General features: G+C 45.5%; 23 protein-coding genes. 11 read left to right on the plus strand and 12 right to left on the minus strand.

Going from position 1 to position 26249, the window contains the following annotated elements; translation table 11 throughout:
• Positions 1-4 precede the first annotated feature (4 nt).
• Positions 5-934: a tRNA 2-thiocytidine(32) synthetase TtcA gene (gene ttcA / locus QMG91_RS08630; RefSeq protein WP_004400327.1), complete on the plus strand. Its 930-nt coding sequence runs from the start codon at positions 5-7 to the stop codon at positions 932-934.
• 37 nt (positions 935-971) lie between these two features.
• Here the strand turns inward: ttcA and melA are convergent, their stop codons facing one another.
• From melA to QMG91_RS08655, 5 genes are all read right to left on the minus strand, one after another.
• Entirely contained in the window at positions 972-2327 is a 1356-nt protein-coding gene (melA, locus tag QMG91_RS08635) for an alpha-glucosidase/alpha-galactosidase (RefSeq protein WP_281830322.1), read from the minus strand.
• Between the two features lie 204 nt (positions 2328-2531).
• Positions 2532-4142: an ABC transporter ATP-binding protein gene (locus tag QMG91_RS08640; RefSeq protein WP_281830323.1), complete on the minus strand. Its 1611-nt coding sequence runs from the start codon at positions 4140-4142 to the stop codon at positions 2532-2534.
• Positions 4135-5259, minus strand: coding sequence for an ABC transporter permease (locus QMG91_RS08645; RefSeq protein WP_281830324.1), 1125 nt, complete (start codon positions 5257-5259; stop codon positions 4135-4137). Before QMG91_RS08645 ends, QMG91_RS08640 begins: the two co-directional genes overlap by 8 nt.
• Before the next feature lie 2 nt (positions 5260-5261).
• Positions 5262-6284, minus strand: a complete 1023-nt coding sequence (locus QMG91_RS08650; protein WP_045964159.1) for an ABC transporter permease — start codon at positions 6282-6284, stop codon at positions 5262-5264.
• Positions 6285-6390: 106 nt separating this feature from the next.
• Positions 6391-8403: an ABC transporter substrate-binding protein gene (locus tag QMG91_RS08655; protein ID WP_281830325.1), complete on the minus strand. Its 2013-nt coding sequence runs from the start codon at positions 8401-8403 to the stop codon at positions 6391-6393.
• 180 nt (positions 8404-8583) lie between these two features.
• Between QMG91_RS08655 and QMG91_RS08660 the strand changes: the two genes are divergently transcribed.
• A complete protein-coding gene (locus QMG91_RS08660) occupies positions 8584-9504 on the plus strand; it encodes a helix-turn-helix domain-containing protein (RefSeq protein ID WP_052704034.1) in 921 nt (306 codons plus the stop codon).
• A gap of 45 nt (positions 9505-9549) precedes the next feature.
• Here the strand turns inward: QMG91_RS08660 and QMG91_RS08665 are convergent, their stop codons facing one another.
• From QMG91_RS08665 to QMG91_RS08675, 3 genes are read right to left on the minus strand one after another with little or no spacing between them, the layout of a single operon-like run.
• Positions 9550-10200, minus strand: coding sequence for a DUF2987 domain-containing protein (locus tag QMG91_RS08665; protein ID WP_281830328.1), 651 nt, complete (start codon positions 10198-10200; stop codon positions 9550-9552).
• A complete protein-coding gene (locus QMG91_RS08670; protein WP_281830330.1) occupies positions 10200-11015 on the minus strand; it encodes a glucosaminidase domain-containing protein in 816 nt (271 codons plus the stop codon). Before QMG91_RS08670 ends, QMG91_RS08665 begins: the two co-directional genes overlap by 1 nt.
• Positions 11008-11811: a DUF2189 domain-containing protein gene (locus QMG91_RS08675; RefSeq protein ID WP_022611442.1), complete on the minus strand. Its 804-nt coding sequence runs from the start codon at positions 11809-11811 to the stop codon at positions 11008-11010. The genes QMG91_RS08670 and QMG91_RS08675 overlap by 8 nt, the downstream gene beginning before the upstream one ends.
• A gap of 463 nt (positions 11812-12274) precedes the next feature.
• Between QMG91_RS08675 and potA the strand changes: the two genes are divergently transcribed.
• The 7 genes from potA (at position 12275) to QMG91_RS08710 (ending at position 19241) form a co-directional block, all read left to right on the plus strand.
• Positions 12275-13378: a spermidine/putrescine ABC transporter ATP-binding protein PotA gene (gene potA / locus QMG91_RS08680; protein WP_022590825.1), complete on the plus strand. Its 1104-nt coding sequence runs from the start codon at positions 12275-12277 to the stop codon at positions 13376-13378.
• Complete coding sequence (gene potB, locus QMG91_RS08685; RefSeq protein WP_022550723.1) at positions 13362-14219, plus strand: spermidine/putrescine ABC transporter permease PotB; 858 nt, start codon at positions 13362-13364, stop codon at positions 14217-14219. The genes potA and potB overlap by 17 nt, the downstream gene beginning before the upstream one ends.
• Positions 14219-14989 (plus strand): spermidine/putrescine ABC transporter permease PotC, encoded by a 771-nt coding sequence (potC, locus tag QMG91_RS08690; RefSeq protein WP_022550722.1) that lies wholly within the window; start codon positions 14219-14221, stop codon positions 14987-14989. The genes potB and potC overlap by 1 nt, the downstream gene beginning before the upstream one ends.
• An 89-nt stretch (positions 14990-15078) precedes the next feature.
• Positions 15079-16113 (plus strand): extracellular solute-binding protein, encoded by a 1035-nt coding sequence (locus QMG91_RS08695; protein WP_223093833.1) that lies wholly within the window; start codon positions 15079-15081, stop codon positions 16111-16113.
• A gap of 166 nt (positions 16114-16279) precedes the next feature.
• The gene (locus QMG91_RS08700) at positions 16280-17323 is read left to right on the plus strand and encodes an extracellular solute-binding protein (protein ID WP_004400474.1); all 1044 of its coding nucleotides are present in this window, start codon (positions 16280-16282) and stop codon (positions 17321-17323) included.
• 208 nt (positions 17324-17531) lie between these two features.
• Complete coding sequence (locus QMG91_RS08705; protein WP_281830336.1) at positions 17532-17924, plus strand: hypothetical protein; 393 nt, start codon at positions 17532-17534, stop codon at positions 17922-17924.
• Positions 17925-18056: 132 nt separating this feature from the next.
• Entirely contained in the window at positions 18057-19241 is a 1185-nt protein-coding gene (locus QMG91_RS08710) for an aspartyl protease family protein (protein ID WP_281830338.1), read from the plus strand.
• 96 nt (positions 19242-19337) lie between these two features.
• On the opposite strand, the gene cobB is transcribed toward QMG91_RS08710, so the two are convergent.
• The 3 genes from cobB to QMG91_RS08725 form a co-directional block, all read right to left on the minus strand.
• Positions 19338-20075, minus strand: a complete 738-nt coding sequence (gene cobB, locus QMG91_RS08715) for a Sir2 family NAD+-dependent deacetylase (protein ID WP_022590831.1) — start codon at positions 20073-20075, stop codon at positions 19338-19340.
• A 146-nt stretch (positions 20076-20221) separates the two neighbouring features.
• Positions 20222-21442: an ammonium transporter gene (locus QMG91_RS08720; protein WP_281830341.1), complete on the minus strand. Its 1221-nt coding sequence runs from the start codon at positions 21440-21442 to the stop codon at positions 20222-20224.
• 281 nt (positions 21443-21723) lie between these two features.
• Positions 21724-22140 (minus strand): BLUF domain-containing protein, encoded by a 417-nt coding sequence (locus tag QMG91_RS08725; RefSeq protein ID WP_004400464.1) that lies wholly within the window; start codon positions 22138-22140, stop codon positions 21724-21726.
• Between the two features lie 77 nt (positions 22141-22217).
• Here QMG91_RS08725 and QMG91_RS08730 point away from each other — a divergent pair, with 77 nt between their 5' ends.
• Positions 22218-23924 (plus strand): sensor histidine kinase, encoded by a 1707-nt coding sequence (locus QMG91_RS08730; protein WP_281830343.1) that lies wholly within the window; start codon positions 22218-22220, stop codon positions 23922-23924.
• Positions 23925-24033: 109 nt separating this feature from the next.
• Positions 24034-25239: an MFS transporter gene (locus tag QMG91_RS08735; RefSeq protein WP_281830345.1), complete on the plus strand. Its 1206-nt coding sequence runs from the start codon at positions 24034-24036 to the stop codon at positions 25237-25239.
• Between the two features lie 37 nt (positions 25240-25276).
• Here the strand turns inward: QMG91_RS08735 and QMG91_RS08740 are convergent, their stop codons facing one another.
• Positions 25277-26248, minus strand: coding sequence for a formate dehydrogenase subunit gamma (locus tag QMG91_RS08740; protein ID WP_281830348.1), 972 nt, complete (start codon positions 26246-26248; stop codon positions 25277-25279).
• Position 26249 lies beyond the last annotated feature (1 nt).

Genomic DNA, 26249 nt, shown 5'->3' on the forward strand with positions numbered 1-26249 from the left:
GGATATGACTGAGCAAAGTAAAGAGCGCACCAAAGCTCAACAGTACAACTTTAACAAGTTGCAAAAACGCATTCGCCGCAACACCGGTAATGCCATCAAAGACTTCAACATGATTGAAGATGGTGATCGCATTATGGTGTGTCTATCTGGTGGTAAAGACAGTTTTACCATGTTGGATATCTTGATGAGCCTGCAAAAAAGTGCGCCAATTAACTTTGAGCTGGTTGCGGTAAACCTTGACCAGAAGCAGCCAGGTTTCCCAGAGCACATCTTGCCAGACTATTTAGAAAGCTTGGGTGTCGAGTACAAAATCATAGAAGAAGACACCTACTCTATTGTTAAAGACAAAGTACCAGAGGGCAAAACCACCTGTTCGCTTTGTTCTCGTCTGCGCCGTGGTATTTTGTACCGCACAGCAAAAGAACTGGGTGCAACAAAAATCGCGCTAGGACACCATCGCGATGACATCATTGAAACCATGTTCCTGAACATGTTCTACGGTGGCAAGATCAAAGGCATGCCACCAAAACTGGTTTCAGACAATGGCGAACACGTGGTAATTCGTCCACTGGCTTATTGTCGTGAAAAAGACATCATCAAGTACGCTGATATGCGAGAATACCCAATCATTCCGTGTAATTTGTGTGGTTCACAGCCAAACCTACAGCGTCAGAATGTGAAGCAAATGCTGAATACTTGGGATAAGCAGTTCCCAGGTCGTATTGAGACCATGTTTACTGCGATGCAAAACGTGGTTCCTAGCCACCTGGCAGACTTTGAACTGTTTGATTTCAAATCCATCAACCGCGATTCAGGTGTCATTAACGGTGGTGATATCGGCTTTGATAAAGAAGAGATGCCGCAAGTTCAAACTACCGACGAAGATGCGGTAGAGTTTGATCCGAAATTGCAGTTGGATGTAACCAACATCTGATTTAAAGAAGGGGCTCAGTGGAGCCCCTTTTCATTTCTTACTTTCTTGCCCATTCAGGTAACCAGTCTGCGTGCGCCTGACGCAGTTCATCCACCAATTGCCAGATCTGTTCAAGGTCCAGTTCCGCTCCGGTATGTGGGTCCATCATGGCGGCATGGTAAATATGTTCTGGGTTTTCCGTCATAAGAGCTTCCACAACCAACGCCTGCACACTCACGCTACTCTGAATAATGGCGTTAAGTTGTGGTGGCAGACTTCCTACTTTGGTTGGCTGAATACCCATTGCATCAACCAGACATGGCACTTCAACGGCACAGCCCTCCGGCAGCGAATCGATTAGGTCGTTGTTTGGAACATTACCGTAAATCACTTCTGGCTCATTGGTCCACGCCGCATTAATGATTGCTGAGGCATATTCGTTGCTCTTGTGAACTTCGATAGTGTCTTCAGACATGAGTTTTTGAGATTGCTCGTGCCATTTGTCTATCTGTTCAATACATCGTTTGGGGTATTCATCTAAAGGAATGGCGAATTTTTCAATAAGATCTTCCCTGCCCGATTTGATAAACCATGGCGTGTATTCCGCGAAGTGTTCAGAGCTTTCGGTGACAAAGTACCCTGTGCGTTTCAGCATTTCGTAACGCACAATATTTTGGCAGCGTGGCATCTCCTGGCTTTCTGGTCTTGGGTAAACACCCGACTCATAGCCTTCAAGAAGCTTCGGATACAAATCTGCGTACTCCCCATTTTCCAAACGTTCTTCAAAGCTCAGGAAAAACGCAATGTGGTTGATGCCAGCGCAGCGGTATCGAATGTTCTCTATTGGTATTTGCAAGTCAGACGCTAAACCCTCGGAAGTGTGTTGCACCGAATGGCAAAGACCGACTTGCTTGATCTGCGGGTATTTCTTCGCAATCGCCCAAGTATTGATTGCCATTGGGTTTACATACTGAAGAAGCAACGCCTCTGGACAGACTTCAAGCATATCTTCACAAACCGACCAAAGGTGTGGAACGGTGCGCAAGCCACGCATGATGCCACCAATGCCCAAGGTGTCAGCAATGGTTTGCTCTAGTCCAAACTTCTTGGGGATCTCGAAGTCGGTGACAGTACAAGGTTCATAGCCCCCAATCTGAAAAGCGACGATAACAAAGTCTGCGCCTTCCAGTGCTTCTCTCTGGTTGAGATGAGTCGAAAGTGTCGCCTCACACTTCAACGTAGACACCATTTTTTGAGCGACAATATGGGACTCATTGAGTCGACCTTCATCAATATCCATCAACGCCACATGAGCGCCCTGAAGGGATTCTCTTTGGAGTACATCGCCAACGATGTTCTTCATAAACACAGTTGAACCGGCTCCAATAAAGGTGATTTTTGGGTACTTCTTCATTTTTCGAATGTTCCTTTCTTATTTGGTTCACATCTCGATTATGATGATTTGTAGTCGGTAAACTCTTCCGGAAACATCCGATAAAGTTCCGGTTTTCAATAGCTGTGCAAAACAAAAAAAGCAGCCAGTTGGAAACGTTGGCTGCTTATAAGTTGAATTTAATAGTTTTATTCAGAGGTTGTTTACGTTCCTGAGATGAAGACGTCAGGAAACAATTTCAAACGCTGCTTTTACCAAACGCTTGGTGTAATTTGTTTTGGGAGATTCCAGCACATCTAGGGTGTCCCCTTCTTCTACAACCTTCCCAGATTTCATGACTATGACCCTGTGGCAGAGAGCTTTTACTACTTTTAAGTCGTGACTAATAAATAAGTAGCTAAGCCCGTTTTTCTTCTGGAGCTTTCTGAGAAGTTCAATAATTTGCGCTTGGATTGACAGGTCGAGCGCAGAAGTCGGTTCATCAAGCAATACAAACTCCGGTCTCAAAACAATCGCTCTCGCAATGGCAAGGCGCTGTCGTTGACCTCCCGAAAATTCATGCGGGAATCGGTTCAGACAAGAGTGAGGCATTTGCACATCATCCAGTACCTCCTTAATCAGTTCCAGCCGCTCTTCGGGAGTTTTGCCAATTTCATTGATGATCATGCCTTCTTCAAGAATTTGTTGAATGATCATCCTGGGATTGAGTGAGGAGAACGGGTCTTGAAAAACAACTTGTAGCTTGGAACGAAATGGTCTCATTTCCTTTCGGGAAAGCTTCTCTAGCCTCTTACCGAGAAAGTTGATTTCTCCATCCTTAATTTGAATTAACCTGAGCAAAGACATGCCAAGCGTTGATTTACCAGACCCAGACTCGCCTACAATACCAACGGTTTCACCCACTTTGATATTTGCAGATACCCTATCAACCGCTTTTAGGATCTTATTTTTCCTGCTGAAAAGACCTCCCGATTTCAGGTTGAAATGTACCTCAATCTTTTGCGCGTTTAATATTGAGTCAGCATTCTGGGTAATGGGTTCCGGTAAATATTTGGGTTCAGAGTCGATCAGCTTCTGTGTATACGGGTGCTTGGGGTTGGAAAAGACATGCTGAGTTTCACCAGTTTCAACTACGTCTCCTTTTTTCATCACCACGACTCTGTCAGACGTTTCTCTTACAACATTCAAATCGTGAGTAATCAGTATCATTGCCATGTTGTGTTTGGTTTGAAGGCGTTTCATCAAACTCAGGATTTCAGCCTGAACCGTGACGTCCAATGCGGTCGTAGGTTCATCGGCAATCAGCAGATCAGGTTTGTTTGCGATAGCCATTGCTATCATGACTCGTTGTCTCTGCCCTCCAGAAAGTTCATGAGGGTACTGATCGTAACGCAATTCAGGTTCAGGTAACTGGACCTCATCAAGGAGTCCTATTACCTCTCTTTTTAGTTCCGCTTTGCCGACTAAGCGGTGGCTCAGGATGATTTCTTCTATCTGAGTTCCTATTTTGTAAACTGGGTTGAGACTGGTCAGTGGTTCCTGAAAGACCATTGAGATCCTGTCACCGCGTATCGCCATCATTTCAAGCTCTGAGCATTCTGAGATGTCTCGTCCTTCAAAAATGTACCTAGAGCTTTGACCGACGATGGCATTAGGCGGAAGCATTCCCATGACTCCCCGAACAGTGATCGATTTTCCTGAACCAGATTCACCAACAATGGCAAGGGTTTCTCCTCTGGAGACTGAAAAAGATACGTCATTTACCGCAGATATGATCCCGGTGACGGTTCTGAATTTAACGTCCGCGTTCTGGACTTCTAATATAGGTTTAATCATTGGCATGCGGGTCCATTGCGTCACGTAATCCATCGCCCATGGCATTAAAAGCTAATACCGAAAGCATAATCATAGCGACAGGTGCCATTAGCCATGGTGCCGCTGAGAATGATTGAAAGTCTCTGATTTGATTGAGCATTACTCCCCAGGAAACCATAGGAGCCTGAACGCCTACACCAAGAAAGGAAATAAAGCTTTCTACTAGTATGATTTCGGGCAGTGTGTAAGTTGCCCACACGATAATGTGAGAAGCCATGTTAGGGGCAATGTGTTTTGCTAACACTCGGGTATCGGTCGCCCCAACGGCTATAGCACTCTGGACATACTCCACCGAGCGAAGTGAGAGCACCTTCCCCCGAAGCTCACGAGCCAGATCTGACCACCGGAGCAGAACCAGAATCCCTGCAAACATCATGAATACGGTCATGGGTTCAGATCGGGTCGGCAATATGGCAACCAGAGCGAGGATCAGCGGTAAGTCCGGGAAGGCTTTAACGAATTCCACCGTTCTTTGGATGATCACATCGTAAGTGCCGCCAAAGTAGCCGGATGAGACACCAAGAGCGATGCCAATGAGACCCGACAAAATCATCACAATAAATGCCATAACTAAGGTAATCTCTGTACCAAACATCATTCTGGAGAACACATCCCGACCAAGGCTATCGGTTCCCAGTATGTGAATGTAGCCATTCCCTTCAACACCAAATAGGTGAGTATCGAATTCCATGCCAAGTAGTGTCCATGTATCACCACTGGTAAAAAAGGTGAGGTAGTGTTTTGTTTCCCCCTCGACAAACGTAATTTCAAACGTGACTGGATCCATGGATTCTTCGAATTCCACAATGTATGGCCAAGATGGTCCATCGTCCCAGATGCTGATCCCCTGCGGCGGAGAATAAATGGCATTTGTGTCTTTGTTACTGGGCGAATAAGGAGCAAAGAAGCCAGAGAAAACCGCACTGAGTAACACCATTAATGTGATGATCGCGGCTGCTATGTTGTATTTTTTACGTGTATAGCGCATGCGAACGAGTTGCCAGTAGGAATAAGAAACAGAGTTTTCCAACTGCTTTTCAACTTCCGATTTGACATCAAAGTCTATTGTATCTGTCATCATTAGCTCCTTGTTCCAGCCATGCGACGAATTCGTGGGTCAATGAGCATCAGCACTAAATCCGCGATCAAGTTACCGACAACCAGAAGAATGGCGACCATAAGGAAAATAGCCGAAACGACGTACATATCCCGCTCTGCAACCGATGCGAGAATTAGAGGACCAAGTGTGGGAATACCAAGGACGATGGCGATTTCTAATTCGCCTTTGATCATGTAGTCAAAACGGCTGCCAATGTTCATCACGACTGGATGTATGGCGTTGGGGATGGCATGTTTAATCAATACTGTGCGTCTGGATAATCCCTTGGCTCTGGCGGTTTCTATGTATTGCATTTTCATCACATCAAGCAGGTTACCTCGCATCATCCTGGCCGTGTATGCCTGACCAGCCCAGATTGAGATGAATAATATCGGCCAGGTATGGAGTAAGAAGTCCCATAGCTTTCCAAACGAGAACTCGTCTTGAAGAATGTACTCAGGTGAGTAAAGGGAGCCAATGTAAGGCGAGTGCCAGATGAACGCTAATACGTACAATATAATCAGTGATAATACGAATTTGGGAATGACAATACCAAGAAAGGCAATGACGGTTGTTACGGTATCCCCAAGTTTGTGCTGGTTAACAGCGGCATACACACCTAAACCGATTCCGATTAACTGGCCAAGAATGAGAGTTGTGATGGATAGACCGATCGATCTGGGAAGCCTTAATCCAATAACTTCCGTTACTGGTCGGTTGTGGGCGAAAGACATACCAAAATCACCATGAAAGACGATATTAGACACCCAATGCAGATATTGGACAGCAACAGGCTGATCGAGCCCTAGTTTGGTTCTCAGCTTCTCTGCCTGAGGCAGCAACTCATTGTATGACTGACCTGTCATTGCCATAGTTTGTGTAATCCACGAGTCTACGTAGTCACCAGGTACGGCTACGATGATGGTAAAAGAGACAATCGATATCCCAATCAGCAGGACCAATGTTGCGAATACCCGTTTAACTAGAATTTCAAATATGTTCATAAGTGCGCTCTTTCGTAATGAATATTTTAATTTTCGATAGAGTCGATTAGCCCAGCTTCCCTTTGCATGAACGGGTTATGCACAGTTTGACTGGGCTGCGAAAGGCTTAATACTTAGCAATAACGCCCGGCATTAGCTCTTTTTTCTGTAGTGATTTAGGAACCCATAGGCGCTCTCGAATGACGGAGTCCTCTGCCCATTCGTACATGAAAACAGGCGTGCCCGGATGAACATTCTGTATTCGCTTATTGACCAGCAGTGCCGCAGGTATTTGAATCGTCCCAATGCTGTAAACGTTCTCGGTGAGTAGCTGCTGAATTCTGTTTAAGGCATTGATCTTATCTGTCTGAACGTCGGTACTAACGAATTTGTCGTAGGCATCAATAAGTTGTTGCTCAAACGGCAGCATATCGCGTTGACCGTTAACGTCCTGATGATATGGGGGGCAGTTTGTGGCAATTGGAAGCACTGTGCATGTTTCTCTGGTGGGCAAGACAGAGTTCACTCGTCCGAACGCAGCGTTGAATTTTCCTGCTTTGTTTTGTGCCTCGTAGCTGGCTTCATCCAACCCTTTAGGGAGTATTCGAATACCAACTTCTGCAAGTTGTGAAGCAATGGAGTCGACTTGTTTTCTGTCTTCATTACGATTGGATTTGAATATCACATCAACCGTAAAGTCTTCACCAGTACTGGGTAAATTTCGGATACCGTTATTATCAGTATCTTTCAGACCAAGCGCATCCAATGCTTTATTTGCTTCTGCTGAGTTTGGCTCTATGTAGAATGTGTCTTTTTTGCTGTAAAACGGTGAGCCAGTCGCTAAACCTCCTGTGTAAGGATAGGCAAATGGACCTCGGGCAACGGTTTGCCCAACAGCATTTCGGTCAATCGACTGGCTCAGTGCCACCCGAAAATCCTTATTGCGGAAAAACTGGCGGATCTCTTTCTCTACGTCGTCGTTGGCGCTTTCTAATGAAAAATTGAGTTCAAGACGCCATGCGAGAACGCGAGGACCAAAGAAAGCGGCAACGTTACTGTTTTTACCCTGAGTTTGCTTTAGTACTTCAACATAGTTCCCAGGGTTTTCCATGTTGGAAAAATCGCCTGTTCCCGCGACTGCCTGCGTTGTGCGGTCGTCCCAGGTGGACAATTTAAAATGCACTTCATTGAAATATGGGAGCTGTTGCCCTTTCTCATCCACTTTCCAATAGTATGGATTGCGCCTTAGTACCACCAGTTCGTCTGCTTTGTGCAATACCGGAACCCAAGCTCCAAGCACGGGTGTACTCGGGTCATCAGCAGGAAACGCGTTTGTGTACTCGTCGTAAGTTTTTCCTTTTTGATATCTTGGGTGGAAGTTCTTAAGCACATGGCTTGGACCCGGGCAGCCCTGGATATAGGCAAGGCTCTCTAATAGGGATTCTGTCTTGGGCTCAGCAAAGTGAAACGCGAACTCATACTGACTGATAATCTCAAGCTTTGTATCAACTCCGAACCCATCTTTCGGTAGGCGTGAAGCCACGTTTTCATCCTGAACGTTGTCTTCCCACCAAAAACGTATATCCTCGGTATCGAACGAATCACCATCAGACCATCTAATGCCTTCAACAAGATTCATTTTTAGTATTTTCTTGTCTGAACTCCACGTCCATGACTTGGCTAAATTAGGTAAGGGGCCAGTTTGGAACTCAGAACTTATCTGCCATCTTGGGCCCTGACGAACCAGGCATTCCTGAATTGACATATTGATTCCGCCCCATCCCTGATGAAGCCCAGCCATCCAATTCCATCCCTGTGGTCTTGCTCCTATCACGTGTCGAAATACCCCGCCATATTCTCCAATACCATCAGGCATGGACTTGGCTTTGAATACCAGAGGCGTTTTCGGAAGTCGTTCTTTGACTGGGGGAAGTGTTTTATCGGAGACTAGTTTGTCGAGAAACGGTGCTTGGCTGTATTTTTCAAGTGACTGGTAAGAATATAACTCTTCTGGTGAAATGGATTCAGTTTTCAGTCTTCCTAAATTGACCTCTTCTGGCATTGGTGCTGCATTCGTCGTACCTATTGAGAGGGAGCCTAGAATCATCCCTACAGACAGCGTAATACTGTGTTTTCTCATCGGTAAACCTCCATGTTTAAGTGTAAACGAAATGTAAAATTTACATTTACAGGATGTCTCCTCGCCGGATTCTAAATCTTCCAGAAAACACCAAAAAATTTCCGAGAAAGTAAGGCATGCTTGCAAGTAAAGTCATTTCACTCCAATGTAATAGTGTGGGACAAAAGGAGCTGTATCTATATGAGTGGTGTTTCTCATGGCTATCTAAACTCTAGTACTCTGAGCATTGAAGAGCCAATTTACCCAAACGAGTGTGGCATTGTCCTTGAAGACATAATGCCGGACATATTTGAGGATTCGCATTACCACCATCATGCCTCTATCGAGATGAATTACCTCCATCAGGGAGAGATGACCTACTCGTTTTCGGGCGACGACGTTACTATCAAAGGCGGCTGCTTTACGCTGTTTTGGGGAGCGAACCCACACCGTGTTCTCAGTTTGAATGGCGCATCGCAAATTACTAACGTTTACATCTCTCTGTCTCAACTCCTGCAATGGAACCTTCCCTCCTCATTCATCAGCGCTTTGCTTAGCGGTTCCGTAATTTGTGCCAGAGAAAGAGATCCTATAGATGTGCAGTTAGTTAACCGTTGGGTAAAGGAAAAAACACTCGAAGGCAATTGGCACCGTCTTCATGCTTTGGAAGTTGAAGCAAGACTGCTCAGGCTGTCTAACGAGGGGTGGTCGACAATATTGCGACGGGAAAAGCAAGATGCCAGTTCACTTGTTGGCGGCAAAGCCATATTGCATTTTGAAGCCATGCTTCGTTTTATGAGCGAACATTTTTCCTCTCCTATTGGTTTGCAGGAAGTTGCCGACTACACAGGTGTTTCGAAGGGTTATGCCATGTCGCTTTTCAAAAAGTTGCTTGGAAAAACCATTAAAGAGCACTTAACAGATTTGCGAATGTATCACGCCAAGATGCTACTGGCTGAGTCGGATACCAAGATAGTTGCAATTGCCCTGGACAGCGGATTTGGTTCTTTGTCTGCTTTTTACGACGTATTCCAAAAATATGAAGGTATCTCACCCGCAGCCTTCAGGAAGCGAAACATTACAGAAGAGAAATTGCACTCCAGCCAGGATGGCTGGAGCTGAGTGTGAGTTGATTAGAATTATTATCTACAAGTGACAGTGTGACGTCTAGTCGGCTTTAGGCAGATATGGAAGCACACGGGTTGTTGCTTCAGGCAAAGTAAAGCTTCCGTTTTCTGTGATTTGGTTCAGTGCTAGGTACGCACGACCGTCTACCACATCGATCGTTTTGCCGTTAGAAAGCTTGATTTCGCTGTTCAGTTCGTTAGCAAATTCCAGTGTTACCCCTTCCACATCCGGTGTAAACCAGCTTGCGAACATACCGCCTAAATCTTCAAGCATTACCTGCATCTGAGGCAACAGCTTCTCGACATCGCTGTATTGAACTGTTCCGCTGAACTGCTCTTTTGCCATCACAACCATGGAGAAATCGCAGCGTTTATCTTTTTCGGTACGCACAAATACCAAAGGGTTTGCCGATTTTAAGTTCTTATCGACGGGGACTTTGAGTTCAAAGCTCGACGTATCAAACTCTTCGTAGTGTTCTTCCTTCTCCATCCACGCCTTCTCAAGTTTGCAGAGCTTTTTGGTGTCTGCATCAATAAAGAAAAGCCCGACTTTAACGTCGTCGTGCCCTTCTTTAGCGTTGTTTTTCATTTGGGTATAGAGCTTGGAATAAGTGAACATGTATTCCTGCGCTTGAATCGGCAGTGCTAAACCTAGCGAAACAGTTAGGGCTAATAAAGATTGAATTTTCATTATTGTTTTCCGGACTCAGACCAATATTTTTTGTTGTGTCTGATCATGGCTTGCAGTTCATCTACGTACGCCTGACCACGCTCCGAATAGTGACTTAATCCTTGCGTCAATGCGAGTGCCGTCTTCTCACTTTTCAGGTCTTGTCCCGTTTGTTCCAGCTCGGCTCTGATTGTACGCAATTCCGCGTACGCTCGGTTACGGTTAACGTTCATAAAGTAAGCGGCAACAGACTCTTGTGCGGAATTGAACTTCGCCACTTCGTGGGTTGCACCTTCTGTTCTTCTAAGTGGCACTAATCCACACCCTGCGCGATAGCACCACTGACCAAAGTAGTTGTTCGCCTGAGTAGCAAATCTTGACGTTCCCCAAGCGGATTCATTGGCAGCCTGCGTTAGAACGAGCGCTGGAGGTAACACGTTCACACGAAGCAACATGGCTTGGATCCAACTCTGAGTAATGCCTTCAGAAGGTGTCGCGTATCGATAGGCTTTCGCGAGTTTTTCAGCTTTGGCGAGATTATTTGGGTTTTGGCGAGCGGTTGATTCCGTTTCTAGCATTGAATTCAGAAAATCTCTTTCTTGTTGAATTCGGTGATTTTCTATTGCGATTGCCGGGGAAAGAAAGCCAAAGAATGCCGTCTTTTTCTCGCCTACATTGCCAATGGCTGTGAAATCAGGCGTAGCGCCCATTTCAGGTAGTGGCTTGGCTGTTGGTTGTTGAACAACGGGAGCAGGTTCTTTTTTTGGGTAGAAAGGAAATAAAATCGCCACTGTGAAAAACACAGCAGCGACAAGTTTTAGCAGGTTTTTAAGCATCAAATGTTCCGGAATTATCTGGACCTTGTTGAGGTTTCGCTGGAATATCAGAAGCAACGATTTTGAGCTGAATGCCAAACATGTTGCGATACAGTATGCCTTTGACATGAAAGAAGAAAGGCACAACAAAGATAAGACCAATACCATAGAAAATGGTCGCCATAAAGAACATGAAAGCGACAACGAGATAAATGCCAGCTATTGGAAGTATTTTTTTGTTTACAGCTCTCAAAGACAGCAATAAAGACTGCATCGGCGGAATTCGTTTTTCGCAAATCAGCAAGATTGAATGGCTAAACGCAATGGTCAGATAAATGGAGAGGAAAGGCAGCAACTGCCCCGCTACACCCTGTAACAGCAGGTTGAACATGGTCGCCAGAATGATCGGAATCGTGTATTGAAGACCTTTTGCCATATGACGAGATTTGGTTCTTAACCCCGCGGCGTGGCTCATCGCCATCAAACTGATACCCGCTGAAAGAGGTGCACTGATTAGCTCATAGCTGAAATTGGCAAAGAGAAGTGAACTGACGATTTGCGGATCCATTTTCTCTGGGGTTTGAAGCAAAGTGAGCAACACTGATGGGTCACCAAGCTGCATTTTTAGTGCGATAAAGAAAATCAAAGCCTGAATGACGATCAGTGCCATAATTGCTGGGGAAAACGAGAAGAAGTTTTTAACCGTGTATTTCCAAGCTTCCTGAATGACGTCGCTGGGTTTGAGTTCGTAATTCCCTGAAAGAGCCTGTTCGATGCTCCCCCCCAGATTGAAATCTTTTACTATCTCATTATTCATAGATACTTCCGGGTCAGTGCCCTGACCTTATAGCTTTCTTGGTACAACTTGCTCTGCGGCAAGTACTAAATGATGGCGATTATACGTGCGCTCTGCGAAGTCTTAAAAGCAAGAATGCAACACTTGTTTAATTTTAGATTCAATTGACCAATAATTGCACTTTCTTGCCATTTCTTTTGGTTCGATTCCGTTGTCGGGCAAAAATTCCGTCTATAAATCGAAAGATTAGGGTCATAGATTAAAGCTTGAATCAGCATTCGAACCCTTGATGAATAAGGGTTCAGAGATGAGGTACAAACACGTAAACAAAAGCCGCAAAAATTTTTAGGATTTTGTGTAAGAAAATGCTTTGCGAACACCGTTTTGAGGAATATGATTCGCTCCCCATTCCACATACGTTCTGGGATGTTTTTTTGGAATCAAGCAGACCAGTGCTGGCTTTTAATTAGGAGAAAAACAGACATTGAAAAAGCCAACTCATGTTGTACAGCTGTCGTCCATCGAAAAAAGCTTTGATGGTAAAAAAATCATTGATGGATTCGACTTAAACGTGAATCACGGCGAGTTCCTGACCATTCTTGGTCCGTCTGGCTGTGGCAAAACAACGGTACTGAGGATGATCGCGGGCTTTGAAACCAGCGATCAGGGAACCATCAAACTTGATGGTGTCGATGTGACGGCTACGCCAGCAGAACAGCGCCATGTGAATACGGTTTTTCAGAGCTACGCTCTGTTCCCGCACATGACGGTGTTTGATAACGTCGCATTTGGTCTGCGTATGCAAAAAGTGCCTTCGGCTGATATTGAACCTCGCGTGATTGAAGCGCTAAAAATGGTGCGTTTGGATCATATGGCTTCGCGTAAGCCGCATCAGCTTTCTGGCGGTCAGCAGCAGCGTATTGCGATTGCGCGTGCAGTAGTGAACAAGCCTAAAGTACTCTTGTTGGATGAATCTTTGTCTGCACTCGACTACAAACTGCGTAAGCAGATGCAAATCGAGCTGAAACAGCTCCAACGTCAGTTAGGTATTACCTTTATTTTCGTTACTCATGATCAGGAAGAAGCGCTGTCTATGTCTGACCGCATCATCGTGATGAAAGACGGAAAGATTGAGCAAGACGGCTCCCCTCGCGAAATCTACGAAGAGCCGAAAAACCTGTTTGTGGCGAAATTCATCGGTGAGATCAACGTATTTGATGCGGATGTGATTGCACGTATCGACGACAAACGCATTAAAGCAAATATCGAAGGCGTGGAGTCTATCGTCTATTACGACAAAGCCGTTAAAGGTGGCGACAAGCTACAGGTATTGCTTCGTCCAGAAGATTTAAGACTGGAAGAAATAAAAGAAAATGAATCAAAAGGCATTGTCGGGCACGTAATTGACCGAACCTATAAAGGCATGACACTGGATTCCGTGGTGGAACTGGAATCGGGCATGCGCGTAATGGTCAGTGAGTTCTTCAATGAAGATGATCCGGATGTAGACCATTCTCTGGGTCAGAAAGTCGCCGTAACTTGGGTTGAAAGCTGGGAAGTGGTACTGGCAGATGAACAAGAAGCTTAATCTACAAAATGCCATCATCGGTCTTATTGTAGGCTGGCTGGTGATATTTGTGCTGTTTCCGAATCTGATGATCATTGGAACCAGCTTTCTGACCCGCGATGAAGCCAATCTGATTGAGATGACCTTCACGCTGGAAAACTACGCGCGTTTGGCAGACCCGCTCTATTTCAAAGTGCTGTGGCATTCGTTCTACATGGCGATTGTTGCGACACTGCTTTGTTTGGTGATTGGGTATCCGTTTGCCTACATCGTGGCAAAAATGCCCGAGAAATGGCGTCCGTTTATGTTGTTTTTGGTGATTGTGCCGTTCTGGACCAACTCATTGATTCGCACATACGGTTTGAAAATTGTGTTAGGCACGCAAGGCATCATCAACAAAAGCCTAATTGCGATGGACATTATCGATAAGCCGATTCGTATTATGTACACCGAATCTGCTGTAATGATTGGTTTGGTTTATATCCTGCTGCCGTTCATGATTTTGCCCTTGTACTCCGCGATAGAAAAGCTGGATGACACCTACCTGGAAGCAGCTCGCGATCTGGGTGCAAACAAGCTTCAGACGCTGTTGAAAGTGGTATTGCCACTGACTATGCCGGGCATCATCGGCGGTTGTTTGTTGGTTCTGCTTCCTGCATTAGGGATGTTCTACATTTCTGACTTGCTGGGTGGTGCGAAGAACCTGCTTATTGGTAACGTCATCAAGAGTCAGGTGCTTAATGCGCGAGATTGGCCGTTTGGCGCGGCAACCAGCATTGCACTGACGGTTGCCATGGCGATTATGTTGTATGCCTACTACAGGGCAGGAAAACTATTGAATAAGAAAGTGGAGCTAAGCTGATGGGCAAGTCAATTAAGTTTAGCTTTATGACGTTGGTGTACGCGTTTTTGTATCTGCCAATCATTGTGTTGATTGTTAACTCCTTCAATGCTAGCAAGTTTGGTATGAAATGGGGAGGCTTTACCACGAAATGGTACGAAGCGCTGGTGAACAACGACAGCCTGATGCAAGCCGCATGGCACTCACTGAATGTGGCGGTGTTCAGCGCAACAGCAGCCACCATCATAGGAAGCCTGACAGCGGTTGCCCTATTCCGCTATCGCTTTAAAGGCAAAGGCATGGTGAATGGGCTGCTGTTCATTGTGATGATGTCTCCAGACATTGTTATGGCGATTTCGTTGCTTGCTTTGTTCTTAGTGGTGGGTGTGCAATTGGGTTTCTTTACCCTTTTCTTTGCTCACATCACGTTCTGTTTGCCATTTGTGGTGGTAACGGTTTACTCCCGCCTGAATGGCTTTGATGTGAAGATGCTGGAAGCGGCGAAAGATCTGGGTGCGAGCGAATGGGTGATTCTAAAGCAAATCATCCTGCCTCTGGCGAAACCAGCGGTTGCGGCAGGTTGGCTGTTGAGCTTTACGCTGTCTCTGGATGACGTAATCATCAGTTCATTTGTCACCGGTCCAACGTACGAAATTCTGCCATTGAAGATTTACTCAATGGTCAAAGTCGGCATCTCGCCAGAAGTGAATGCACTGGCAACTGTGATGTTGGTGGTATCTCTTGTGTTGGTTGTGATTTCACAATTGCTTGCAAGAGAAAAAGTGAAGTAAATTAGGGTGATAAACTTATTTTACTCATTCGACAGCGCAGTGTTTGACTGCGCTGTTTTCTTATCCCGTTTAGTTTGGAGCTAACGTTAATGAAAAAATGGGCTACTTTTTTAGCTGGTAGTGCATGTGCGCTTTCTTTACTGACTCAATCAGTACAAGCGGACGAAAACAAAGAATTGGTATTCATGAACTGGGGACCGTACATTTCGAGCGATCTCTTAAAACAGTTTACCGATGAAACAGGCATTAAAGTGATTTACTCGACCTACGAGTCAAATGAGACCTTGTATGCCAAGCTGAAAACCCATAATAAAGGTTACGATTTGGTGGTTCCGTCGACGTATTTTGTTTCCAAAATGCGCGATGAAGGTATGTTGCAGAAAATTGATAAGTCCAAGTTAACTAACTTCGACAAACTCGATACCAACTACCTCGATAAGCCTTATGACCCAAACAACGACTACTCGATTCCTCATGTTGTCGCTATTACGGGCTTAGCGGTGAATACCGACATGTATGATGCAAGCCAGTTTAATAGCTGGGGCGACCTATGGAATTCCGATTTGGAAGGTCAGTTGATGCTGATGGATGACACTCGTGAAGTGTTCCACATTGCCCTGCGTAAGCTCGGCTATTCCGGTAATACCACCGATGAAAAGCAAATCGATGAAGCGTATGCAGAGCTGCAAAAACTGATGCCGAATGTGCTGGTGTTTAACTCAGATAACCCAGCCGCGCCTTACCTTTCTGGTGAAGTGGGTGTTGGTATGCTCTGGAACGGTTCAGCCGCTGCGGCTCAGGCTGAAGGTTTGCCGTTGGAACTGGTCTTCCCGAAAGAAGGTGGTATTGGATGGGTGGATAACTTCGCGATTTCTTCCGGTGCAGCAAATGTGGATGCCGCGCATAAGATGATCGACTTCCTGCTTCGTCCTGAAGTCGCAGAGCAAATTTCAAAAAACGCAGGCTATTTAACTGCAGTAAAAGAGTCTAACGAGAAATTTAAAGACGTGTCACCACTCTTTCCTTCTCAGGAAGATTTAGATCGAGTGGAATGGCAGGCAGCGGTCGGCGATAAGACCGTGAAGTATGAAGAGTACTTTATGAAGCTAAAAGCTGGTCAATAAAATATCATCTGAATGTTATTTCTAAGGGCAATTTCGATTGCCCTTTTTCATTCTTCACAAACTGGAGTACAATTCTGCCACCTAATTTTGAGAGGTTGAGCACATATACTCAAGTTACACATAACACGTGCCACGACACTCTCCCACTAACAGATAAAGGGAAACAATGAAAAATTGCTCTAAGCTGTTTGCTGGTCTTATCAGTGCTGCATCTATCCTTTCTTTCAACGCTTCTGCTGCAGACGAAGAACTGTATTTCTACAACTGGTCCGAATACATCCCAAGCGAAGTCTTAGAAGACTTTACCAAGGAAACCGGAATTAAAGTTATCTACTCCACTTACGAGTCTAACGAAAGCATGTACGCCAAGTTAAAGACTCAGGGTTCAGGCTACGATCTTGTGGTGCCTTCTACTTACTTTGTATCTAAGATGCGCAAAGAGAAGATGCTGCAAAAAATCGACAAAGAAAAGCTGTCTCACTTTGCTGATCTCGACGCTAACTACCTAGACAAGCCTTTCGATCCTAACAATGACTACTCTATCCCATACATTTGGGGTGCGACGGGCATTGGCATCAACTCAGACATGCTGGACAAAGACAGCGTGAAAAGCTGGGATGATTTCTGGGACACGAAGTGGGAAGGTCAGCTAATGATGATGGATGACTCTCGTGAAGTCTTCCACATTGCGTTAACCAAGCTGGGCTACTCTGCAAACACCACAAACCCAGATGAAATCAAAGCTGCGTACGAAGAGCTGAAAAAGCTGATGCCGAACGTATTGGTGTTTAACTCAGATTTCCCTGCAAACCCTTACCTAGCTGGTGAAACATCACTGGGCATGCTTTGGAACGGTTCGGCGTACATGGCACGCCAGGAAGGTGCAACCATCGACATCGTGTGGCCAGAGAAAGGCACCATCTTCTGGATGGATAGCTTAGCGATTCCTAGCGGTGCGAAAAACATCGAAGCTGCCCATAAGATGATCGACTTCCTGCTTCGCCCTGAAAACGCAGCGAAAATAGCGGTAGAAATTGGTTACCCAACACCGGTGAAATCGGCTTACCCCTTACTGCCAAAAGAGTTTGCAAATGACCCGAGCATCTTCCCTCCTCAAGAGGTGATGGACAGTGGCGAGTGGCAAGATGAAGTGGGCGAAGCCAGCACACTCTATGAAGAATACTTCCAGAAACTTAAAGTGAACCTGTAAGTCACTTAAAGATTCTAGAAAAGTATCAAAACAAGAAGAGCGGATTTCCTCCGCTCTTTTTTATTTCTTTTCAACCATATACAAACTCAATTCTTATACAGGAAAAGTATTTGTATAAAAATCGAGCTTTCAGTGATCGTTTCGTTATTTGTGTCAGTACAAGTTCATAACAAGAACAAACTCTAAGAAAAGATCAAAGGAGCTGGTTATGGACAACAATAAATACGACTTCAAAGTCCCGACAACTTATCGTGAGCTTATGAAACTTGCAGAGCAGCTTCTTTCTGATATCCGAGCCCTGCAATCCAGCAAGTATCATCCTCATAGAGATTCACTCATCTCTCTTAAGAACTTTCATCTAGACATAGTTCATAGCAAAGCACAGGAATCACTTAACCAGCAGCCAGAACACAAAATCGATCACGGCACCAACCAATTGGCAGGAAATCTGAATGTCCCTTGCGAATTGAATGGTCTCGTTGAAGAGCTCGTTGCTTTGTACTCCAGTTCTGATAACTACTGCAAAACCGAAATGCTAGAACATATCAAGGACGTGAATCGCTTTGCTGCCATCAACAATGGTTCATTGGCTCTGGATTAGCCCAATAAGTTCCCACTTCAATTATTCTTTTTAAGTTTTTGTGCACTTGTTGATAATGTAGTTAACAAGTGATTGAGGCGGATTATATTTTGTATTAGTTTTAATTCTCCGAATAATAAAACAACAATACAAATGAAATTACTTCAATCAAAAACTTATGCTTCGCTGTCTGTCCTTTTAGGAATGGGTTTAGTGTCTGGTTGTTCCTCCCTTCCAACCGAAACCAAACATTCTCCTGTGATGACTGCGTCGCAGCCCTCTTCTGATGCCTTAATCGTTCCCGTGATTATCGATGGAAAACGCTATCACTTTCTGCTGGATACAGGTGCAAGCGTCACTTTCATTGATCCCGACGTTGCCAGACAAATTACTAAGCAGGTATCTCTAGACACGTTTCCACCTATTCTTCGCCGAGATTTTGGAAACATCACTGGGGTTTCTGGTGCTGTAGAACCCGATCGCATCTCCTTTTTTGAACCGGTGGAAATGTCAATTGGTGACAAAGTCATTCACGACCATGACCTGTGGATTGGGTTTGAGTTTGATGTGATCACTGAAGGTAACGGCATCCAGATAGACGGTATTTTAGGCGCTGACACATTCCGAAAACTCACCTGGCTCAAAGACAACCGTTCCAATCAGCTTTTTGCTTACGATTACGCCCTTAATGCTGCAGACTTTCAACAGTGTGTTGGCTATTCAGATACATACAACCGTGCTCCTTGGCTAGTCATGAACTATGAGGATCTTGATGTGACCGTTATGACGGATACTGGTGCGACGGACTCCCGGTTTGGAGAGGACTTTATTCAGCTGCTTGAGCAGGAAACCAAATCGATATATCAAAACCCTGAGCCACAACTCTCCTATGATGCAAATGGTTTTAAAGAGGAACACAGTTACATAGTGAAAGATCTCTATTTCGAAGGGATGCCTCTGGGTGAGATTGAAGTGTCGGCGAACATTAGCCAGTATGCGGTCGGCATGGACTTTTTCTCGCGATTTGATCGCTTTTCTTTTATGCCAAACAAGCTCATGTTCTGTTATGACGCGACTTCTATAGAAGAAACCTGGCAGCAACCGGAAAGACTGATTTATGTGCGTTTTTCCAATGAACAGTTAGAGATCTTCTACAACCCAGAAGAAAGGCTGGTTCAATACGGGCTGCAAAATGGCGACGTGGTTTTGGAAGCGAATGGAAAGCACTACAAGCCTATTGAAATACGTCAACTGGGTGATTTGTTCCGAACTGTACCCAAGGGTGAGTTAACGATGAAGATTCGCCGTAATGGTAAAGAACTGACAATAGAAATCTGATTGTCTTTATCAGTAGTGAAAACAAGTAGTAGCGACAAACAAAAGGCAGGCTCATACAAGCCTGCCTTCTCTGAAATCTTTCATTAAAGAAGTTGATTACGCATGAGCACGCAACGCGTCGGGTTCGCTTAATAACTCTTCGACCAGTTTTGGTACTTCGATGCTCGCTTTCCCGTATCGTTTTTCTTCGAATTCACTTTCGACCGCACTTGGTTCAAGGTTAATTTCGATGGTGTGTGCACCATGCATTCTTGCGTCGTGGACAAAGCCCGCAGCTGGATACACAACACCGGATGTGCCAATCGAAATAAATAAATCTGCCTCTTCAAGCGCTAAGTAGATTTCGCCCATTCGGAGCGGCATTTCGCCAAACCAAACAATGTGAGGTCGCATCTGAGTTGGCATCTGACAGCAGTGGCAAAGATCGCCAGATAGGATGTCTTCAGAGCAATCCACCACCTGATTCGATTCACTGCATCGCGCTTTCAGCAGTTCACCGTGCATGTGAATGATGTTCTTGGTGCCACCGCGTTCGTGAAGGTTGTCTATGTTCTGGGTGATTACGGTTACTTTGCCGTCCAGTTGTGCTTCCAGCTTTCCTAGCGCTTCGTGCGCAGTATTCGGTTTTATAGCGGGATCTTGCAGTTTTCTGCGTCTTTGATTGTAAAACTCCTGCACCAGTTCAGGGTTACGCTGAAACCCTTCTGGGGTCGCCACATCTTCAATTCTGTGGTTTTCCCATAGCCCATCCTGAGCTCGGAAAGTCTGAATGCCCGATTCGGCGGATATCCCTGCTCCAGTGAGAATCACAATGTTTCTGTAGGGGAAGTTCATACGACACACATCCTTGTAATTATGTCCCCTAACCTTAGCACTAAAGACACAATGGTAAAAAGGGTATGGCGCTAGACCATAGTCGTAAAAAGGGCGACTATCGTCGCCCTTCTGAAGAATGTTTTATTTTTGAACCTGATTTCAGATTAATCTTCACTGGTTGAACCAATTTTGTGAATCGCCAAATCTGCACCATTGAATTCGTCTTCTTCAGACAGTCTTAGACCTGTCACTGCATTGAGTAAGCCGTAAACAATGGCTGCACCAACCAGAGCAACCACGATTCCGATAACCGTACCCAGAACCTGCACAGTTAAGCTTACGCCACCTAAACCGCCAAGACTGCTCTGACCAAAAATACCGGCAGCAATACCACCCCATGCACCACAAACACCGTGCAGTGGCCAGACGCCTAGTACATCGTCAATTTTGGTTTTGTTCTGAAGGTAGGTAAACAGGTAAACAAATATCGCGCCTGCGACACCACCTGTAATGAGAGCGCCAATTGGGTGCATCAGGTCGGAACCTGCACAAACAGCTACCAGCCCGGCTAAAGGACCATTATGGATGAAACCCGGGTCATTGCGCCCTGCGACCAATGCGGTGAGAATACCGCCAGTCATCGCCATCAGAGAGTTCATAGCGACCAAACCGCTGATACCCTCAAGAGTCTGAGCCGACATAACGTTGAACCCGAACCAGCCTACGCATAAGATCCACGCACCAAGTGCCAGAAACGGGATGTTAGAAGGCGCAAAGTTGGTATGTTTCCCTGCCCTTACACGGCCGTTACGCATGCCTAAGAAAATAACTGCCACCAGCGCAATCCAGCCACCTACGCCATGAACCACAACAGAGCCAGCGAAATCATGAAAGCCTGCGCCAAATGAGGATTCGAACCAATCCTGAAGACCAAAGTTACCGTTCCAGATCATGCCTTCAAATAGCGGGTACACCAGACCAACCGTAAAGAAGGTTGCAATCAGTACCGGATAAAAGCGAGCTCGCTCTGCGATACCGCCAGATACGATGGCAGGAATGGCTGCAGCAAAAGTAAGTAAGAAGAAGAATTTAACCAGCTCATATCCATTCCCTGCCGATAATGTCTCTGCATCGGCAAAGAAGTTGGCACCGTAAGCCATCCAGTAACCGATAAAGAAATAAGCAATGGCAGACACCCCGAAATCCGCAAGAATCTTTACTAAGGCGTTGACCTGATTCTTTTTACGCACGGTACCCACTTCAAGAAAAGCGAAGCCTGCGTGCATAAGGAAAACCATGATGGCACCGAGAAGAAGAAACAAGGTATCTGAACTCTGAGTGAGTGTGTGGACTGCTCCCTGCACGTCCGCAACGGTATTACTCATCTTTAACTACTCCTTTATTATTTTTGCACGCTTCCTGTGCACTCTGAGTCTTATTCCCCAAATCAGGGAAAGATAATTGTCAGCTATAACGCAAGGATCATTCCAAAGAGAATTGGATTCGTTAAAAATGATTTAAGATATTGTTATAAATAATAAAAATATTATTGAGGAAGAATGAATTCAAAAGATGCGAATACTCAGGTGCACTATTATGGTGAGATTGCACCCGGTTGGGTTGATCAAATTGGTGCAAACTCTGCGCGTCACTCACGCAGAGCGGTTTACACTTCAGTCTGGCTTTTTGAGAGCTTGTACAAAATCTCGGCAGCTTGCTTGGGCGTGAGTTTATCTGGCTCAAAAGCGTCAAGGTTGAGCTCTTGTAGCAGAGACTGCAGCAACTCACTTGACCCTGCATAACCCATCTGCCAATTCTGGAACGCCGGCTTCTCTATCTGCTGTACCGACATAATAGCCACCCTGTCGTGGCGAACATCCTGACCAATCTTAATAAAAAGTTCACTCACTTCTTCACTGTCTCCTTCCAGAACCTGTAAGAAGAACTGGTTGTCGTAGCAGAGCATGCCGCATATATCCTGTGAAGAGTTGTTGTCTCTGGCTGTGCCTAGAATCTCTTTCAAATCCGCTAAAGACATCTCTTTGGTTGCTTCGCTATAGTACAAAAGACGAATTGTTGCCATTTGCCATTTCTCCTGAGCGCATTTCCGTATTCTTTACTATTCTAAAATATAGTCCAACTATATGAATTTGGGAAAATATGTCTGTTAAGGTTTTGCTGTCTGAAGAGCTCAAAAACACTTTTCAGTTTGTGAATAGTGCAGCCAACGTCACCATTGAGCACACCCCGTCCAGAAGAGTCATGCGATCCATTCGTTCGTTTGAACCAGATATCGCTATCCTGCATTGTAATATTGATAGTTTTGATGACATTCCTGAGATCTGCCAATACGCAAGAAGTACGCTAGGCAGAAAAACCATGACCATTTGGGTTGTTTTTGACGGTGAGCTTACCCAAACGTTGACCATGTCAGGTGTTGATCACTGTTTAAGCCTCACAACCACTCCGGAGAATATATTCCAGTTCTATTTCCAGCGAGATGTAGAGCGCCACAGCGCTATGAATGAAAACGAAGCCATGCTTCAGAGCCGGTTAACCATGCTCCATCAGGTCGGGCGTTCAGACACAAAGAATGCAGACGAGAAGACGTTTCTTGCGCTCGTTATCGATGCCATCAGCAATTTCTGTTCGGCAAAGCATGCGTTTCTTTACGATGTGTCCAAGGAGCGACTGGTACAGAACGTTTTCCAGCTTAAAGATAAAGCGTTGTCGCTGGCGAGTGAAAACGACAGTCAAACACTCAGAGCGAATGTCTCAATTGAAAAGCTGACGACGCGTCCTTTGGTTAATCTTGACCCGCCTGCCCCAATTCACAGCGCATTTGGTGGGGCTGCCATACTGCTCTTCCCCATCAGTATTTATGAGCGAGTCAGATACGCTCTGGTTTGTCTGATCGAGCAAAAGCATCTGGATTTGCTTACCGTTACCAACCTGAAAGTGCTCGAAGAAGTCGCGCATCAATTGCACTCACGTCTTGAACGCCGTTACGCCATGGCAGAAGTGAACCAAAGATTCCAACAGGCACAGGTGTCGCTGGCGCACATCAAAGATGATAACGAAGAGCAGATTCAGTCCGAGAAAATGCTTTCGCTTAGTAACATTGCTGTCGGCTTGCTGCATGAAATGAATAACCCAATCAGTTCTACGCTGGGAAATTTCGAACCTCTAAAGCAATACATTGATTCCATTTTGGAACTGCTGGAATTGCACAAGCAGTTATTTATGGAGCCTAACAATGAAGCCAAGCACGAAGTGGTCGCTATCTACTACGAAGAAACCGATATAAACGAAATTCTTGAAGACATTCAGTCCGTTATTTCGGATTCAGAATCCGGGTTGATGCGAGTGAAAGACGTGCTACTAAGCCTGCGGGTGTTTGCCGACAAATCCCTCGATGCCAGACTCACGCCTTTCAAATTGTCGAGCGCGTTTTCCAAGGATGATGCTTTCTTAAACCCTGAAGGGATTTCGGTAGAAAATCAGATGGACGAGAACTTAATGGTGACGGGCAACCGAAACATGTTGCGAAAAGTGCTGGAGCTGGTGTTTAGAAATGCTATCGACGCGATTGATCGCAAAGATCAACAAGGTGCCTACATTAGTATTTCGACCCGCGCAGACGACCAGTATGTAAGGCTATTGATAGAAGACAACGGAACTGGTATGGATAGCGAGGTTCTGGCTAAAGTCTTTGAACCGTTTTACACCAATAATGGCAAGAAGAACGCAACTGGCCTGGGGTTAACTATTGCTCAGTTTGTGATGCAGAAGCTGCATGGCTCGATCCGAATCGAGTCGGAACCAGATAACTTCACTCGGGTCATTTTGAAAATGCCAGTTGGTTGATTTGATAATCATATCTAAATCTCATAAAAAATAGTCATCGCCATGTACATTGGAGAAAAAGCGACATTGAATTGTGTCGCTCCAAAAACATGCAGGTGGTTAACTATTTATGAGTAGCGTTTCTTGTGACACGGCTGATACCCGAATCCTGAATCAAACCCAATGGCTGAGTATTGCTTTTCTCTGGTTCGCGGGAATATTTGCGGCAATGCAGTTTGCCAAGTTTTCCATATCCTACGAGTACTTACTCACGGCTTACCAGATTGATGGAACTTCAGCGGGTACTCTGCTCTCAATTGTGGGCATGGTTGGGCTGGTTCTGGGTGTGATTGGTGGCGTGCTGTCTGGAAAAATAGGCTACAGCCGAGTCCTTATAGGTTCTTTACTTATCGGTGGAGGTCTTTCTCTGCTTCAATCTTCACTTCCGAGCTACCCAGTTTTGCTTATGAGTCGGTTTATCGAAGGGGCATCGCATTTGGGTGTGGTGATTGCCGCCCCTACTCTTATGCTTCAACAGGCGCAGAAAAAGCATCACTCTCTGGTTATGGGGATCTGGGGGGCATTTTTCGGAGTTGCGTTTGCTCTTACCGGTTGGCTCGGAAATCAAATTCTATCTGTGTATGGTCTTTCGGGTCTGTTTCTTGGTCATGCCTTGCTGTCCATACCTTTGATCGTGTTCTTTGTCTTACACCACACTCGCAACCAAAATGGAGAAAGAGGCGGCATAGGAAGCCTGTATGCGCTTTTTCAGACGACAATTCGAGTTTATCTGAACCCCAGAACATGTTTTCCGGGCGTTGTGTTTTTCTTCCACACCTTCATGTTTGTGGCGCTTCTGACGTTTATTCCTAGAACATCAGCTAATGAAGAAATAAGAAGCCTGCTATTCGTCGTACTCCCGTTGGTGAGTATTCTTGGTACTTTTCTGGCGGGTGCCCTGACTCAGTATTCTTTGAAAGCGCCTGTTCTGTTATTCGTCGCGTATATCGCTATTGCCTTAGCGACGTTCTCTACGATCAAGTTACAACATCAGGAGTTTTACTTTGTCGCTGCGGCAGTGGTACTGATGCTGTTCTCAGGTATGGTTCAAGGCGCTTCTTTTACCTTGATCCCGTACTTATCCCAAACCGAATCAGAACGAGCGATGGGAAATGGCGCAATTGCTCAGTTAGGAAATTTAGGCGCAACCATCGGTCCACCTGTATTTGCGTATGCCATTGATTCATTCGAAGGTAACGGACTGTTTGGTATCACAGCTGCTCTTTGTGTAGCGGGTTGTATTACTGCTGTCTTTATCTGGCGGCTGCGTGACTAAATGAAAGAAGCCCCGTAAAGGGGCTTCTTGTTTATTTTCATTGCTGGCTTTCGCCTTCCTGCTTTTTGACTCTTTCAAACCAAATGTTGTGGTGCTGCTTTGCCCACGTTTCATCCACATAACCGGTTTTCATGCCTTCAAGAGCACCTTCTGTACCGACCGTACCGATATAGATATGCCCAAGCGAAGCGGCGATCAATCCGAGCGATGAAATACCGTGAAGGATGTTGACCACCATCATCAGTTCTCGGGTTTGATTGAATATAGGGAAATCCATAACCAAACCAGTCACGCAAACTGTTACCCCTGCCGTTGCCAGTAGCCAGAACCAGATTTTCTCGCCCCCGTTACAGAAATCTGCCTGAGGGTGCTTTCCGTTTGGCAGTATACCGCCGCCCTGTTTGAACCATTCCAGATCCACTTTGTTGAAGAAGTTGTTCTTCATCCATTTGATCAACATGGCGACCAGACCAATCACAAACAGCGGACCCAGATAGTTATGCGATACCTTAGATGCTGCAATAACGAAATCCCAAACTCCGTAAGGCACAACAGGTTTCATGATGTATTTACCGTACATCAACAGCAGACCGGACAACGCAAGAATCAGAAACAGTGATGCCGTATACCAGTGAAGCGCGCGCTCAAACGGCGTCCATCTTAATACTTTGTTTCCGGTTCTTTCTTTAGAGAGCTTGATTTGCCCTGCCCAGAGATAAAACGCCAGTAAAGAGGCGAAAGCCCCCAGGATGACGTAACCTCCGATGGGCGTCACCCATTTGTTACGCACTTCTCGCCAAAGCTGACCGCTGGCATTGATCAATACGCCGTGCTCAGGGGATTGAGACGTGGTATAGCCCTCTTCTCCATTTTTGACCAAACGCCAGTAATCCGCTCCGGCAAGCTGAGCGATCTCTTTTTCCGCGCTTGCAGATTCGTTGGCAAGCACAGGCTTGCCAACAAACACAAGAAACAACGAAAAGAAGGTAACGATGATGCGTGGTAACATT

Origin of the sequence: Vibrio nigripulchritudo (assembly GCF_027924785.1) — a bacterium.
Taxonomy (GTDB): Bacteria; Pseudomonadota; Gammaproteobacteria; order Enterobacterales; family Vibrionaceae; genus Vibrio; species Vibrio nigripulchritudo.